The organism is Streptomyces sp. NPDC034085 (genome assembly GCF_055575555.1).
Genome location: NZ_JBVISL010000004.1, coordinates 572,448 through 587,000 on the forward strand (window position 1 = coordinate 572,448; position 14,553 = coordinate 587,000).

Below are 14,553 nucleotides of genomic sequence, written 5' to 3' on the forward strand. Positions count from 1 at the left end.
GCGGCGCACTCGACAGGGGGTGCCGTTCGACCCTGGTGGGGGATGCGCAGTGCCGCTCACGCCCTGATTGGTTACGGCTCACCCAGTTCACCACGATTCCTCCCCGCCGACGCAAGGGGTGCCGGGGAGAGTGGCCGAGACTGCGTCCCGCCCGGCCGCCCTGCGACGAGAAGAGCGGAGCCGGTATGTTTTCGCGACGATCGAGGGCGGAGGGAGGCGCTCCGCCCGAACCGGAAGCGGGATGGGCGTCCCTGCGGCGCACGGCCCGGATGGCCGGTTAGGCGGGCTTGACCTTTCGTCCACAGCGGGATCTTTCCGCCCGAACGCCACGGAGGTGGACGAGCTGGGCGCAGGATCGCGCGCCCCCGCTCCGGCGGGCGGGCTGCCGGGCAGGCCCCCGGGTCGAACGTTCGCGTCAGGATTCGGCCAACGATTCGACCGGCCAAGGGAGTTGGAACCAATGCGGCTGCTGCGGGCGGCCGGGATCACTATGATGAGGATCTTTCCTGCGCCCGGCAGGACCCCGAACCCGCACCCCGAGGTAAAGCCGCATGCCTGGCATCACCCGCGAAGAGGTCGTCCACTTCGCACGGCTGTCGCATCTGGATCTGACGAGCGATGAGCTGGACCACCTCACCCCCCAGCTCGACGGCATCGTCCGGGCGGTCGCTCGCGTCGGCGAGGCCAGAGCCGACGGGCCGTCGCAGGACCGCCGCGCCGCGCGTTCCGCCGGGGAGGAGTGAAAGCCATGGCCGAGCAGAATCTCGACGTCACCCGCTGGACGGCCGCCAGGACCGCCGGGGCCATCGCCGCCGGGGAGGTCTCGGCGGTCCAGGTCACGCAGGCGCACCTCGACCGGATCGGGGCCGTGGACAAGCTGGTCAACGCCTTCCTGCACGTCGACGAAGTGGGCGCGCTGGAGGCGGCGCAGGCCGTCGACACCGCCCGGGCGCGGGGCGAGGAGCTGGGGCCGCTGGCCGGCGTACCGCTCGCCCTCAAGGACGTCTTCGCGACCAGGGGCCTGCCCACCACCTGCGGTTCCAAGGTCCTCGGAGGCTGGATCCCGCCGTACGACGCCACGGTGACCCAGCGCCTGCGGGCGGCCGGTACGGTCATCCTCGGGAAGACCAACATGGACGAGTTCGCCATGGGGTCCTCGACCGAGAACAGCGCCTACGGTCCCACCGGCAACCCCTGGGACCTCACCCGGATCCCGGGGGGCTCCGGCGGCGGCTCGGCGGCCGCGCTGGCCGCCTTCCAGGCCCCGCTCGCCATCGGCACCGACACCGGGGGTTCCATCCGGCTGCCCGCCGCCCTCACCGGCACCGTCGGGGTGAAGCCGACCTACGGCGCGGTGTCCCGGTACGGCCTCGTGGCGTACTCCTCCTCCCTCGACCAGGGGGGCCCCTGCGCCCGCACCGTCCTCGACACGGCCCTGCTGCACGCGGTCATCGCCGGCCACGACCCTCTCGACTCCACCTCGATCGACGGTCCCGTACCGGCCGTCGTCGCGGCCGCGCGGCGCGGCGAGATCCGCGGCATGCGGATCGGCGTGGTCAAGGAACTGCGCGGCGACGGCTACCAGGCCGGCGTCATGCAGCGGTTCGAGGAGGCGGTGGAGCTGCTGCGCGAGCTCGGCGCCGAGGTGGTCGAGGTGTCGTGCCCGTCCTTCGACCTCGCGCTCGCCGCGTACTACCTGATCGCGCCCAGCGAGGCCTCGTCGAACCTGGCCCGGTTCGACGCGATGCGCTACGGCCTGCGGGCCGGCGACGACGGGGCGCGCAGCGCCGAGGAGGTGACCGCGGTGACCCGGGCCGCCGGCTTCGGACCCGAGGTCAAGCGCCGCATCATGCTGGGCACCTACGCGCTCAGCTCGGGCTACTACGACGCGTACTACGGCTCCGCCCAGAAGGTCCGCACCCTGATCGTGCGGGACTTCGACGCGGCCTTCCGGCACGTGGACGTGCTGGTGTCGCCGACCACGCCCACCACCGCCTTCCCGATCGGCGAGCGGGTCGACGACCCGGTCGCGATGTACCTGGCGGACCTGTGCACGATCCCGTCGAACCTGGCCGGCAACGCCGTCATGTCGCTGCCGTGCGGGCTGGCACCCGAGGACGGCCTCCCGGTCGGCCTCCAGATCATCGCCCCGCCCATGGCCGACGACCGCCTGTACCGGGTGGGCGGAACCGTCGAGGCGGTCCTCGACGAACGGCGGGGCCACCCGCTGCTGGCGCAGGTCCCGGAACTGGCCGGCTGAGGCGTCAGGGCACTTTCTGGATGCTCGGCATGCCGAGGTTCGGCATGCGCAGGACACGCTCGTTCACCCGCAGGAACGGCTGGATGAGCGTGTCCACCACCAGCAGGAAGCACAGCGTCCCCACGCCGACGGGTCCGCCCATCAGGTAGCCGGAGAGCAGGAGGACGCCCTCCATGGACATCTTCGCGATCCAGAAGGGCCAGCCCCACTTCTCGGTCATGGCGATCGCGACGAGGTCCATCGCACGGATGCCTATGCCGCTCATGATGATCAGCGATGAGGCGTACGCGCAGAGCATGGTGGCGAGCAGCATGGTGGCGGGGGCAGGGAGCGGCAGGAACCGCGCGGGCTCCAGGAACAGCAGCAGGTCGATGAGGCTCCCGCACAGGAAGAAGGTGGCGAACGGCATCAGTACGGGGCGGCGGCGGTACCAGGCGGCCCGGACCAGGATGCAGACCGCCGCGATCAGACCCTGCGCGATCCCCACCGTGAGCGGCACGTGCCGGAGCAGCCCCAGGGCGAAGACGTCCAGCGGATCGGTGCCGAGGTCGGAGTGGATGAAGAGGTAGGCCCCCGTCGAGAACACGACGCAGCCGCCCAGGTAGGTCAGGAGCCGGTGCGTGGTGAGGCGGGACCAGCGCGGCATCGACGCGGCCGTGCGTGCCATCGTGAACCTTCCTGTGACGGTCGACGGTCCGGTCTCAGTGGCTCAAGGTGAGCAGTTGCTCGTAGAACCCGCCGAAGCGGCGCCGCGGGTCGACCAGGTGGACTTCGAGGATCCAGTGGCACCGGCGGCCGGCGTCGTCCTTCCCCCGCAGGCGGTTCGGGTTGGTCGGCGCGATGTAGCTGTTCACCAGATCGGCTTCGATCAGCTCGTGCGGGAACTCGCCCACCAGATGGCCGCTGTGCGGGCCGCCGAAGTGCCAGCCGGCGTCCTGCGCCAGGCGGCAGACGTGCGCGTACAGCTCGGCCCCCGTGATGTCGGGGTGGCTCTCGAAGTGTTCGCGGCCCGCCTCCCACACGAGGGGGAGGTCCGCGGCGATGCGCAGCTTCACCGGGTCGTCGCCCAGGACGTAGGTGCGTCCGAAGTCGGCCTCCCACTCGTCGAAGACCGGTCCGAAGTCGAGGAAGACGATGTCGTCCTCCGCGACCACGCGGTCCGGCGGATTGGCCTTGTACGGGTGGAGCGTGTTCTCCCCGGCCCGCACGATCCGCTTGTGCCAGTGCCGCTTCGTGCCGAACATGTCGGCGGCCAGGTCCCGGATGCCGTCACTGATGGCCGACTCCAGGAGCCCCGGCTTGACGAGACCCTGCCGGGTGACCTCGTCGAACAGGGCGACTGCCTTGCGTTCTGCCGCGATCAGGTTCCTCGCGCGGGCGGCCTCGTCGACCGCCGGGGTGTCCATCGACTCGCTCACGAACTGTGTCTCCGTCCAGGGCCGGTCTTGTGGTGTCGTCAGCCCAGCGACCGCTGGTAGACGTTCAGGTGGGTGTACGCGAGCCGGAGCAGCGGCATGCCCACCGCGCGCCGGTCCCCCCGCTCGATGAGGTCGCCGAGCACGTGGGAGGCCTCCACCGGTCCGCCGCGCAGGAGGTCGCGGTAGAGCGAGGACGCGGTGTCCGACTCCGGCTCGGTGAGGGCCGCCAGACTCTGCTTCAGGGACTCGGCCCGCACCGGACGCCCGCAGGCGGCCGCGACGGCCGCGCATTCCGCGAGGGTCCGGGCGGCGAAGTCCCGGCCGCCGGGGCTCGCGACGACATCGCCGATCACTCCGCGCATCAGACAGGTCACCGCCCCCACCGCGGCGACGTGCACCCACTTCTCCCACATCTCCTGGGTGATGTCCTCGGAGTGCCGGACGGTGAAGCCCGCGCCGCGCAGAGCCGCGTCGACCGCCCGGACGCGGGCCGGTGCGACCGCAGGGGCCGCGCCGCACGTGCCGTAGGCGATCTCCTGGGTGCTGTTCAGCTGGAGGACGCTGCCGTCCTCGTCGAGCAGGGTGGTCACCCGGCAGACCCCTCCGAGCACCGTGCTCGAACCGTACTTCTGCCGCAGCAGCGGGATGTGGCGCATCCCGTTGAGCAGGGGCAGGATCACCGTGCGCGGGCTGACGGCCGGGGCGAGGTCGGTGAGCGTCCGGTCCAGGGAGTACGCCTTGACGGCCAGCAGGACGAGGTCGTACTCGCCCAGCAGCTGGTCCGCGCAGGCCAGCTTCGGGTCCAGGCCCAGGTCACCGTACGGGCTGCGGATCACGAGCCCCGTGGAGCGCAGTCGAGCCGCCCGCGCGGGCCGCACCAGGAAGGTGACGTCACGGCCCGCTTCGGCCAGGCGCCCGCCGAAGTAGCCGCCGGTGGCGCCGGCCCCGACGACGAGGATCCGCATCAGGACGCTGAACCGGAGGGGGCCCGCAGCGCCATGCCCCGTTCGTCCCGCGCGAAGACCGGCGGCCACCCGTCGCGGCGCAGCCCGTCGAGCGTCGCCGCGGTCTCGGCGACGATCGCGTCGGCCGACTCGGCCAGCACCTCGGCGTCCACGGCGAAGCGTCCGGCATCCTCCACGCCGCCCAGCTCCAGGGTGCGGACGCCGTCGCGCAGGCGCTCGCCCAGCCAGCCGAGCGGATCGCGGCTCAGGTCCTCGTCGTACAGCCGCTTGAACGCCTCGCCGTTCTCCATCGCGGGATGCCAGTGCACGCGGTCCTGGGCCCCCGGAGCGGACTCCAGCAGATCGAAGCGGCAGATCGCCCGCGCGAGGGTGAGCGCCCGGGAGACGTAGATCGATCCCGGCAGGCCGTCCCTTTCCACGAACCGGAGCTCGAGGCGCGCCCCGCATTCACGGCCGTCCTGCGGGCGGTTGGGATTGTGAAAGTCGACGGATTCCACCGTGACGCAAAGCCTTTCGGCGATAAACAGATGCATGGAAGTAGGTAAGCACCGGTGCCGAGTTGCTGTCAACGAACGGGACCGCCGGACGAAGCGGCCGGGAAAACGAAATGAGCGGCCGGCATGATCGGTTTCCGATCACGCCGGCCGCTGACCGCTCTCCGGCACGGGCACCGGAAATCATCCTCGGGGGACCGGAAGTCCGTTCCGAATCCGGTGCTCACGGAAATCGGCATGCCGGCCCGCCACCACACTCATGTCCGACAGGGGGCGGGCAGAACAGAGCAGGGAGAATCCGGCCGCCGCGTCGGCCGCGTAGAAGCGCTTGGCTTCCGAATGGTCCGCCGTACCCTGCACCACTCGCGCGGCGCAGGTGGTGCACCAGCCCTGGCAGCAGGTCCGGGGAAGGAATATCCCGTTCCTGGCGGCCGCGTCGAGGAGTGTTTCGTTCCGGTGGGCGAATATCGTGTGGACGGCCCCCTCGAACTCGATGCGGATCGTGAAACCCTCCGGGTTACGGGTGTCCGAAGGGCTTGTTCCGGCTCCAGGGGGCGTCACCGATCTCACCCCGCTTGAAGTGTCCGGACGGGCGGGCGACGCCGTCCCGCTCCATGCTGAGCAGTTCGATGAACCAGGCCTCGTGCTCGATCTCCTCGTTAAGGATGCGCATCGCGAGCTCGTAGGTCCTGGGGTCCTTGCCGAAGGTCATGTCGCAGATCTCCCACCAGGAGCGCACGGCGCAGCGCTCGGCCTCCAGGAGCACGGTCAGGATCTCCACCGAGTCGGCGGGGCTGACCGCGTCCGCGCCGTCGGCCCCCCAGGTGAGCCGGCCGTTGTTCGTGTTGGGCAGGTAGGCGTCCGGGCAGCCGGCCCGGTCGGCGAAGTCCCTGATGTCGAACGGAATGGTGCCGCCCAGCTCGAAGATCCTCGGGGTGATCAGCTCGAAGTGCGAGCGGTCCTCCAGGCGGGCGTCCTCGGCGATCGCCTTGTAGTCCTCCTTGCCCGCGAGGAAGTGCCGCAGCACGGTGTAGTAGTAGTACGTCGTGAACTCGGCCGCGGCGGCGTCGATCAGCTTCTCCCGCAGCGCGACGACGTCGACGCCCCGCTCCTCCAGCTGCTCGACGCCCGCCCGCCGGGTCAGGTCGCCCTCCGCGACCCGGCCCCGGTAGGGACGGGACGCGGCGGCCGCCGCGGTGGGGGCGGACGGGGCGTTGCCGGCGGGCGGGCGGGAAGCCCCGGGCGGTGCGACGGTCGTGGTCGTCCGGGCGCCGCGCTCCAGCTGCTGGACGGCCTTGCGCTCGCCGCAGCAGCCGGCGCCGCCGGACGCCTGCGCGCCGCCGGCGGCGCGCGTCTCGCCGTTCACCAGGTACCGCTCGAACGCCTCCACGGGGTTCATGCCCGAACGGACGGCGTCGCGCAGGTACTCCTCCTTGGCGGCCACGTCGACGGCCTCGTCGGCGACCTTCGCGGCGACCTCCCGAGGCACGATCACCACGCCCGAGCCGTCGGCGACCAGGTAGTCCCCGGGGGCGATCCGGACCCCCTCGATGTGCACCGGCTCCTTGCCCCAGCTCACCCAGTCACCGCGCTGGATGAAGCCCTGCGGCCGGACGAACCGGGAGATCACCGGGAAGCCCATCTCCCGCACGGTGTGCACGTCGCGGGCGCCGCCGTCGATGAGCGCGCCGGCCGCTCCCTGGGCCTGGAGCGCGGTGATGGAGAGGTCGCCGAATATGGAGGCGTCAATTCCGTTCATCTGCACGACGGTGATGTGGCCGGACGGCACGGAGGCGAGCATTTCGAAGAGCCCCCGGGCGCTCTTGCCGTGGGAGACGGCGAGGGGATTGGGCGTGCACTCCACCGGATACACCGGCCCGACCATGCGCATCGTGGGGTCGGGGAAGAGGAAGTTCCCCGAAAGGCTCTGCTTGACGTAGCCGAGGCCGTCGAGGATGTCGGTAAGGGCCCCCGTGTAAGCGGTGCTCAGCTTGCTGACGACATCCGCGTCGACGAACCACTCGTTGGTCGCTTCGGTCATTTCGCTGCCCCTTGATTTCGGCGGTGTATTCGGTCGATTCTTTGGCGGTGGCCGTATTCGGCCACCACCTTTCACCGGAGGATCACTGTGCCTTTTGCAGCAGACTCGCGCCAGTACCGGTCCTGCTTTTCCAGCTGGGAGAACAGGTCGAGCGTCCGTGCCAAGCCGCGCCGCGTATTGGAGGAACTGGAGGCGGGAAAGGTGTTCTTCCCGCCGGAACTGGTTCCGGCTCTCTACCACCCCATGGTCAGGGAGCGGGAGGAGGAGGTCATCAAGAGCTTGCTGCTGCAGCGCCTCTACATCTATCTCGATTTCACCGCGGATCTCGAACAGCTCGTCGTATCGCCGGTCACCCAGCTCATCAGCCGCCGCCGCAGCGGATTCGATCTGCCGGACGAGATGGTCCGGGACTCCTACAGGATCTGTACGGACGAGGCCTGGCACGCGCAGTTCTCCGACGACCTGCAGGAGCAGCTGATCGCCGCCACCCGCGAACGTCCGTGCGCCGCCAGGCAGCAGCCCTACTTCCTCACCCGGCTGGAGGCTCTGAAGGACGGACTCGAACCGCAGTACCGGCCCCTGGCCGATCTCTTCTTCACCGTGGTCTCGGAGACGTTGATCTCCAGCATCCTGTCGGGGATACCCAAGGACCAGCGGGTGTGCACGGTGGTGCGGGAGACGATCGCCGACCACGCCGAGGACGAGGGCCGGCACCACGCCTACTTCGTCAAGTTCTTCGAGTACGCGTGGCCTCAGCTGACGGACAGGGAACGCGATCTGGTCGGGGCGCTGCTGCCCGAGTTCACGCTCGCGTTCCTGCGCCCCGACGTGGACGCGGCGCACGACATGCTCAGGTTCACCGGGCTGGACTTCGAGGCGGTCACGGGAGTGGTCGAGGAGACGTATCCGGACGGGCGTCTGCGGGCGGAGATGCGCGCTGCGGCGGCCTCCACGCTGCGTCTGTTCGAACGCAATGGGGTCTTCGAGTCGAGCAAGGTGGCCGACTCCTTCTTCCAGTGTGGGCTACTGGGGTGAAGCGCCGATCGAGCCGGCCGGGCGCGGGCAGCGGCCGGCTCGATCAGCCATCAGGACCTGACGTCGAGCAGAACTTTGCCCGCGGCGCCCCGGTTGGTCAATGTCCGCAGGGCCGCTCCGACCTGGGTCAGGGGCAGGACCTCGTGCACCGGAACGACCAGCGAACCGTCGAGCGCCGCCCGCAGGGCCAGTTCCGTGCCGGACCGGATCCGCTCCGGGGGCTCACCCACGCCCCCGTACCCGATCACGCTCAGGTTCCTGCGGTACAGCACCCGCATGGGGACCGTGCTCTGCGGGCCGGCGCTCGTGCCGTAGCTGATCAGACGGCCGCGCTCGGCGAGCAGTTCCAGCGCGGCGGCCGTGAACGCGCCGCCGAGGGCGTCGAACACCACGGTCGGAGCCGCCGCCCCGGCCACGGCTTCGGCCAGGTCGCCCGCCGTCGCGGCCAGAACCGGTTCGGCGCCGGCCGCGGCGATGGCCTTCGCCTTTCCGGCTCCCGCGGTCTGCCCCCACACCCGGGCGCCCGCGGCGCGGCACAGGCTGATCACCGCGAGGCCCACCCCGCCGCCGGCGCCGAGCACCAGCACCCGGTCGTCCCCGTCGACCCGGCCCAGGTCCCCCGTCACCCGGATCGCGGTGGTGCCGACGACCGCCGCCGAGGCGGCGGCGGTCAGTGCCACCCCGTCCGGAACCGGCACCAGCGCCTCCCGGGGTGCGACGACCCGTTCGGCCCAGGTACCGTCCCGTACGATCCCCAGTCCGCCGCCGTGCACCACCACCGGGCGGCCTTCACACATGCCCGCGCCTTCCACGCCCAGGACGCGCGGCCGGGGGGCCTCGCCCGCGACCGAGCCCTGGATGACGTACGTGTCCAGGGGGTTCAGGGCGGCGAAGTGCAGATCGACCACCACCTCGCCCGCGCCGGGTTCGCGCAGCTCGACCTCGGCCACCTCCGGTGCGCGGCCGGTGTGGGTGAGACGGGCCGCGAGGGTGCGAGTCGTCACGAGTACCTCCGCAAGGTCCGCAGCGCGGTCCGTACCGCGCCGATCGTCCGGGTGATGTCCGCGTCCTCCACCGTTCCCAGGTGCCCGACGCGGAACGTCCGGAAGCCGGTGGCCCGGTAGGTCCCGGCGGGCAGGACGACCCCCTGCTCGGCGACCGCCCCGAGGAACTCGTCGCTCGTCAGGCCTCGGGGCACCACCCCGACGGTCAGGCCGTTGGCCCGTTCCCGCGGCTCCGGGACCAGCAGCCTCACGTCCAGTTCGGCCAGACCCGTGTGCAAGGCGTCGCGCAGCGCCGCGTGCCGGGCGACCCGCGACCCGCGCCCCTCGGCCAGTGCCAGCCGGAGCGCTTCGGACAGGCCGAGGACCAGGTTGCCGGCGGGTGACTGGCAGTACGCGAACTCGCCGCGCTCCAGTGCGGCCATGACCGGCATCCAGGGCTTCAGGTCGAGTGCGTACGCGTGGGGCGTCCAGTCCCGGTCGCGCATCGCGTCGACGGCACGGGGGCCCAGCGCGTGCATCGCCAGGCCGGGCGGCCCGGCGAGCCCCTTCGGCGGGCCGCCGAGGTACGCGTCCAGATCCCACGCGTCCATGGCGATGTCCTCCGCGCCGACGGCCGAGACCCCGTCCACCAGGCACAGGGCGCCGTGGTCGTGCGCCAGCCGGGCCATCTGCGGGAGGTCCGCGCGGACACCGCTGCTGGAGTCGACGTGGACCACGAGCAGGGCCTGGTGGCGCCGCCGGGACAGCAGCGTGCCGAGCAGGTCGGGATCGGGCGCCCGCCCCGCCGGGAACCTCGGTGCGTGGACGGGTATGCCGTGGCGCAGGCAGATGTCGCGCCAGCGGTCCCCCCACATCCCGGTGGATGCCACGAGGACGGGGGCGCCGGGCCGCAGCAGGCTGACGGCCAGGCTTTCCATACCGCTGGTGCCGGTCCCCGGAACCACCGCCACCTCCGCCGCGGCCGAGCCGACCAGCCGGCGCGTCCTGGCCAGGCAGCGGCCGAACTCGGCGATGAACTCCGGGTCGGTGATGGGCGGAGTGGGCGCGGACATCCGCTCCAGGACGGACGGTGCCGGCCGGGTGGGGCCGACCACCATGGCCAGCGGTTCTTCCTTCGTGGCCGGCGGGCCCTCTGGTTGGCCTGTCGAGGCCTGTGTGATCAAGACTTCCCCTTCCTCGGGGGCCGGTGACTGCTGGTGGACGGGGGCGGACAGCAGCCCGGGCGGCAGCCTGCCGGCTGCCGCCCGGTGCTTTCGGCCGCCCCGGGATCAGGAGTGCTCGTCCTCCCACTGCGCGTAGTCCGCGCGGTAGGGGGTGAAGACGTCCAGGGCCACCGACTTCTCGATGGCGTGCACCTGGTGCTCGATCCCGCCCCTCACCACGAAGCTGTCGCCGGCGACGGCCTCGAAGTCCTCGTCACCGGCGCGCACGCGGATGTGGCCCGAGACGAGGTAGGCGAGCTGCTCGTGGGGGTGGCTGTGCAGCGGGAAGACGGAACCCTTCTCCATCACGTGCTCGACCAGCATCAGCGTGTCGTTGTGGGCGAGGACGCGTCGGGTGAGGTTGTCGAACGCCTCCCGTCCGGTGACGTCGGCGCCCTTCACGATGACGATGTCGGGGCTCTCGGAGGAGCCGTTGCTCGTGGTCATGTGTGGTCCGTCTCCTTGTCAGCGCCGCGAGTCGAACAGCGGCAGGGGGGTGATGTCCGCGTTCAGCGAGCCGTTGTCCGCCTCCGTGGTGGGGAAGTGCGCACGGTCGAAGACCTGGTGCAGGGAGGAGGTGCAGCCCTGCGGCACGGCGACGGCCACGCCGAGCTCGTCGAGCTCGGACTTGGCGGCGATGAACCGGTAGCTCTCCTGCGGCTGGAGCCGGAGCACCGACCAGGGGGTGCCGGAGGTGCTGGAACGGTTGCGCCGGTAGTAGACCTGCTTGGTCTCCGCGCTGTCGTTGCGCACCTGGACGTGCAGCGCCCGCACGTCGCCGTACCAGTCGAAGTCCGCGACGTCGAAGTCGCCGCCGGGAGGCAGTTTGTTCACGGTCGGTGGGAAGGTGGAGCCCCCGGGGATGCGCCGGATGTTGGCGTCGGCGCCGCAGTTCGTGCAGGCTCCCTCCTCGTTCACTCCGAGGAGGCGGGCGTTGAGCCCGTAGCGGGTGATCTGCAGCTCCTGGCAGTTGTGGCAGCGCGTGTTGGTCGACTCGGTGTCGTACACGTTGCCCAGGTAGACGTGGCGCAGCCCCATGTCCAGCCCCACCCGGCGGGCGGCTTCGAGCCGTTCGACGGGAGTGCGGATGGAATCGGTCATCTTGTAGTCCGGGTGGAAGCGCACGTAGTGGGTGGGCACTTCGGGACCGAGCCGGTCGAGTACGAACTTGCCCACGTCGTAGGCGGTCTTCTCGTCGTCGCTGAGGTCGGTCACCATCAGCGTCGACACCTCGACGTGCTTGCCGGCCCGGTAGACCTGCTCCGTACCGTCGAGCACGGGCTCCAGCCAGCCCTTGGTGATCTTGCGGTAGTACTTCGGGTCGATCGACTTGATGGAGACGGAGAAGATGTCGATGACCGGGATCAGTTCCTCGATGGCCTCCGGGGAGATGAAGAAGGCCGACTTGTAGAGGTTGACGATCCCCGCTTCCTTGGCAAGGGCCGCCGTCTCCACGACGAACTCGTGCCACACCACCGGGTCGTTGTACGTCCACGAGATCACCTTGATGTCGTGGCGCTTCGCGATGTCGATGACCTCTTGCGGCGAGTAGTAGAAGACGTCCTTGTCCTCGACGTACTTGGCCTGCGACGTCTTCCAGTTGTGGCAGTAGTCGCAATTCAGCATGCACCCGATGTTGCCCATCGAGAGGATGCGGGCACCGGGCTCGTAATGGAATACGGCCTCGGTCTCGATGGTCTCCTCGGTGGCGTGGACCGAACGCCCGTAGTTCAGGCTGACCAGCCGTCCGTCGCGGTTCGCCCGGACCATGCAGAATCCGTGCTGACCGGGCCTGATCTTGCAGTTCCGCGGGCTCAGATGACATCGGACGACGTCGTCGGGGAGGCGCTCCTCAAGCCGCGCGGGGTAACCGATTTCCTGCCACTTCTTGTCTGCCATCTGCTTCTCCCTGGACTACTTTGACTGGTTGGTGACGGCGTCCCGCGACGCGGTCGGCAGCGCGGAGACGACGGGATGGTCCACCTGCCGGGCGGGGACGCCGGCAGCTCCGCCCGGGCTGCCGATGTCGGTGGTCTCCACGAAGAAGGCGCGGTTGACCTCGGTGTAGTGCGCCCACTCGTCGGGCAGTTCATCGGCGGGGAATATGGCCTCCACCGGACAGGCCGGTTCGCAGGCGTGGCAGTCGATGCATTCGTCCGGCTGTATGTACAGGGAACGATTTCCCTCGTATATACAGTCAACCGGGCATACGTCCAGGCATGCTTTGTCCTTGATGTCGACGCAGGGTTCTGCGATCACATAGGTCATGCGGAATACCCTATTCGTGAGAGCGGGCAGAGCTGGACGATAGAGTGAAACTCGGAAATCGACCAGATCGCTTCGGCGATATCGCTACGACAGGGGAGTGACATGAACGGGAGCGGGCGCACGAAAAGCGATGGCCCTCTGCGCATCGTAGTGCTTCAGCATGCGGGCTGGGAGGGACCGGGCACCTTCGGCCGGCTCCTCGACGAAAGCGGGGCAGCCGTTATCCCCGTCAGGGTCGACAAAGGGGAGCAGCCGCCGGCCCTGAGGTCGGTGGACGGAATTCTCGCCATGGGCGGCCCCATGAGCGTCAACGACGATGTGCCCTGGATAGCGCCGGAGAAGGAATACATTCGCCGGGCCGTCGGCGCCGGTGTGCCCTTCTTCGGCGTGTGCCTCGGTGCCCAGCTGCTGGCCGCGAGCCTCGGGGCCCGGGTCGAGCCGGCCCGCGCACACTACGGCCTCCACCCGGTGGACATGGCGCCCGGCTCCTTCACGGACCCGCTCTTCGGCGGACTGCCCCGGAGCGTTCCCGTCTTCCAGTGGCACGGCGAGAACTTCGGCCTGCCGCCCGGTGCCGTACGGCTCGCCGGCTCCCCGGGGTGTCCCAACGAGGCGATGCGGGTGGGGGAGAGCGCCTACGGGATCCAATTCCACCTGGAGGTCGACGAGGCGCTGCTGGGGGAGTGGCTGGCCGTACCCCAGTGCAGGGAGGAGCTGGCCGAACGGTGCGGCCCGGACGCGCCCGAGGCGGTCACCGCGGGGCTGGCGGCCGGTGCGCTGCGCGTGCAGCGGTGTGCCCGCCGGGTGTGGGGCGGGTGGATGGACCTCGTGGCGGCCCGCGGCGGCGTCTGACGCGCGCGGAGCCGCGACCGCCGCCGGCCGGCCGGCGCGTACGCCGGCCAGTGCGGGTGCGGGTGCGGGTGCGGGTCAGAGGCTCTCCTTCCTGCGCTGTTCGAGGCGGATGGACAGGCGCTGGAGGTCCTCGGCGCAGTTGAGGGCGAAGTCCGTGAGGACCTCCAGGCAGTGCGCCGGCACTTGTTCGGCGATGATCTGCCAGTGCGCCGCGGTCACGACGTGGACCTCCAGGAGGCGCAGCAGCGTACGGCCGGCCTCGGTGTAGCGCAGCGACGGGTCGGAGCGCAGCCGCTGGAGGCTGGCCTTCCAGTCGAGGCTCCGGTCCATCACGGGTACGGACTGGCGTGCGGCCGCCCGTCCCTCCGCAGCCGACGTCCGCTGGGTGATGTTGAGGAAGCGGCACGGCGGGGTGCTCTGCCCGTCCCGGGCCTCGGGTAAGTCCTCGGCGCCGCGCGGTCCGTCGCGGCCGTCGGCACCGGACCCGGCCGCACGGGCGGTGCGGACGGGGCGGGTTCTGCCGTCCAGCCCGATGCGCGCGGTCGACTGGGGAATTTCCCCAGTTGACTGGCGACGCAGGGCCCCGACCGTCTTGTGCGTCAGCCCGGCCTTCGCCGCCACCGCCCGGTCGGACCAGTGCGGATGGGCCTGCACGATGCGCAGGGCGGCGGCCTTCCGGTCGGCCAGGGAGAGGGGAAGGCCGTGCCGCACGTTGGTCTCGACCGCGAGGACGAACGCCTCCTCGGTGTCGCCGTCGAAGAACCGCGCCCGGATGGTCCGGTCGGCACGGATCTTCGCCGCTTCGAGCCGGTGCATCCCGTCTATCACCCGCATGGTCTGCCGGTGCACGAGGATGGGGGGCAGCTCCGCGCCCGTCTCCGCCAGGAGCTGGGCGTGCGTACTGCTGCTGCCCGCGCTCCGCGGCGAGTCGGCGGGGAGGACGGTGCCGATCGGGATCTCGATCACCGGCGGCTGTTGCCCGTCCGCCGGTTGGGAAGGGGTCGGTGTGATGTC

General features: G+C 70.5%; 15 protein-coding genes and 1 pseudogene. 4 read left to right on the plus strand and 12 right to left on the minus strand.

What is annotated here, in order from left to right; all coding sequences use genetic code 11:
- Positions 1-551: 551 nt before the first annotated feature.
- Positions 552-683, plus strand: a pseudogene (locus ACZ501_RS17390) (Asp-tRNA(Asn)/Glu-tRNA(Gln) amidotransferase subunit GatC); the annotation flags it as partial.
- Positions 684-748: 65 nt separating this feature from the next.
- Positions 749-2,260 (plus strand): Asp-tRNA(Asn)/Glu-tRNA(Gln) amidotransferase subunit GatA, encoded by a 1,512-nt coding sequence (gatA, locus tag ACZ501_RS17395; protein WP_468796304.1) that lies wholly within the window; start codon positions 749-751, stop codon positions 2,258-2,260.
- Between the two features lie 4 nt (positions 2,261-2,264).
- On the opposite strand, the gene ACZ501_RS17400 is transcribed toward gatA, so the two are convergent.
- From ACZ501_RS17400 to ACZ501_RS17425, 6 genes are all read right to left on the minus strand, one after another.
- Positions 2,265-2,927: a YczE/YyaS/YitT family protein gene (locus ACZ501_RS17400; protein ID WP_361603619.1), complete on the minus strand. Its 663-nt coding sequence runs from the start codon at positions 2,925-2,927 to the stop codon at positions 2,265-2,267.
- A 34-nt stretch (positions 2,928-2,961) separates the two neighbouring features.
- On the minus strand, positions 2,962-3,666 hold the full coding sequence (locus ACZ501_RS17405) for a M24 family metallopeptidase (protein ID WP_468796638.1): 705 nt from the start codon (positions 3,664-3,666) through the stop codon (positions 2,962-2,964).
- A 50-nt stretch (positions 3,667-3,716) separates the two neighbouring features.
- Positions 3,717-4,643 carry a ketopantoate reductase family protein gene (locus tag ACZ501_RS17410; RefSeq protein ID WP_468796306.1) on the minus strand — a complete coding sequence of 309 codons (927 nt, stop codon included), beginning with the start codon at positions 4,641-4,643 and terminating at the stop codon, positions 3,717-3,719.
- Positions 4,643-5,062, minus strand: coding sequence for a hypothetical protein (locus tag ACZ501_RS17415; protein ID WP_362456435.1), 420 nt, complete (start codon positions 5,060-5,062; stop codon positions 4,643-4,645). The genes ACZ501_RS17410 and ACZ501_RS17415 overlap by 1 nt, the downstream gene beginning before the upstream one ends.
- A gap of 258 nt (positions 5,063-5,320) precedes the next feature.
- Positions 5,321-5,707, minus strand: a complete 387-nt coding sequence (locus tag ACZ501_RS17420) for a 2Fe-2S iron-sulfur cluster-binding protein (RefSeq protein WP_361609950.1) — start codon at positions 5,705-5,707, stop codon at positions 5,321-5,323.
- Positions 5,655-7,178, minus strand: coding sequence for an RraA family protein (locus ACZ501_RS17425; protein ID WP_468796308.1), 1,524 nt, complete (start codon positions 7,176-7,178; stop codon positions 5,655-5,657). Before ACZ501_RS17425 ends, ACZ501_RS17420 begins: the two co-directional genes overlap by 53 nt.
- An 87-nt stretch (positions 7,179-7,265) precedes the next feature.
- Here ACZ501_RS17425 and ACZ501_RS17430 point away from each other — a divergent pair, with 87 nt between their 5' ends.
- Positions 7,266-8,213, plus strand: a complete 948-nt coding sequence (locus ACZ501_RS17430; protein ID WP_361609952.1) for a diiron oxygenase — start codon at positions 7,266-7,268, stop codon at positions 8,211-8,213.
- Between the two features lie 50 nt (positions 8,214-8,263).
- Here ACZ501_RS17430 and ACZ501_RS17435 read toward each other — a convergent pair whose 3' ends face one another.
- From ACZ501_RS17435 to fdxA, 5 genes are all read right to left on the minus strand, one after another.
- The gene (locus tag ACZ501_RS17435) at positions 8,264-9,217 is read right to left on the minus strand and encodes a quinone oxidoreductase family protein (protein WP_468796310.1); all 954 of its coding nucleotides are present in this window, start codon (positions 9,215-9,217) and stop codon (positions 8,264-8,266) included.
- Entirely contained in the window at positions 9,214-10,314 is a 1,101-nt protein-coding gene (locus ACZ501_RS17440; RefSeq protein WP_468796312.1) for a pyridoxal-phosphate-dependent aminotransferase family protein, read from the minus strand. Before ACZ501_RS17440 ends, ACZ501_RS17435 begins: the two co-directional genes overlap by 4 nt.
- Positions 10,315-10,485: 171 nt before the next feature.
- Entirely contained in the window at positions 10,486-10,866 is a 381-nt protein-coding gene (locus tag ACZ501_RS17445) for a cupin domain-containing protein (protein WP_361609955.1), read from the minus strand.
- 18 nt (positions 10,867-10,884) lie between these two features.
- On the minus strand, positions 10,885-12,318 hold the full coding sequence (gene amrS, locus ACZ501_RS17450) for an AmmeMemoRadiSam system radical SAM enzyme (RefSeq protein ID WP_468796314.1): 1,434 nt from the start codon (positions 12,316-12,318) through the stop codon (positions 10,885-10,887).
- A gap of 15 nt (positions 12,319-12,333) precedes the next feature.
- Positions 12,334-12,687, minus strand: coding sequence for a ferredoxin (fdxA, locus tag ACZ501_RS17455; protein ID WP_361609957.1), 354 nt, complete (start codon positions 12,685-12,687; stop codon positions 12,334-12,336).
- 102 nt (positions 12,688-12,789) lie between these two features.
- On the opposite strand from fdxA, the gene ACZ501_RS17460 reads away from it, so the two are divergent.
- Positions 12,790-13,539 (plus strand): type 1 glutamine amidotransferase, encoded by a 750-nt coding sequence (locus ACZ501_RS17460; RefSeq protein ID WP_468796316.1) that lies wholly within the window; start codon positions 12,790-12,792, stop codon positions 13,537-13,539.
- A 75-nt stretch (positions 13,540-13,614) separates the two neighbouring features.
- Here the strand turns inward: ACZ501_RS17460 and ACZ501_RS17465 are convergent, their stop codons facing one another.
- Positions 13,615-14,505: a ParB/RepB/Spo0J family partition protein gene (locus ACZ501_RS17465; protein WP_361611285.1), complete on the minus strand. Its 891-nt coding sequence runs from the start codon at positions 14,503-14,505 to the stop codon at positions 13,615-13,617.
- Positions 14,506-14,553: the final 48 nt, after the last annotated feature.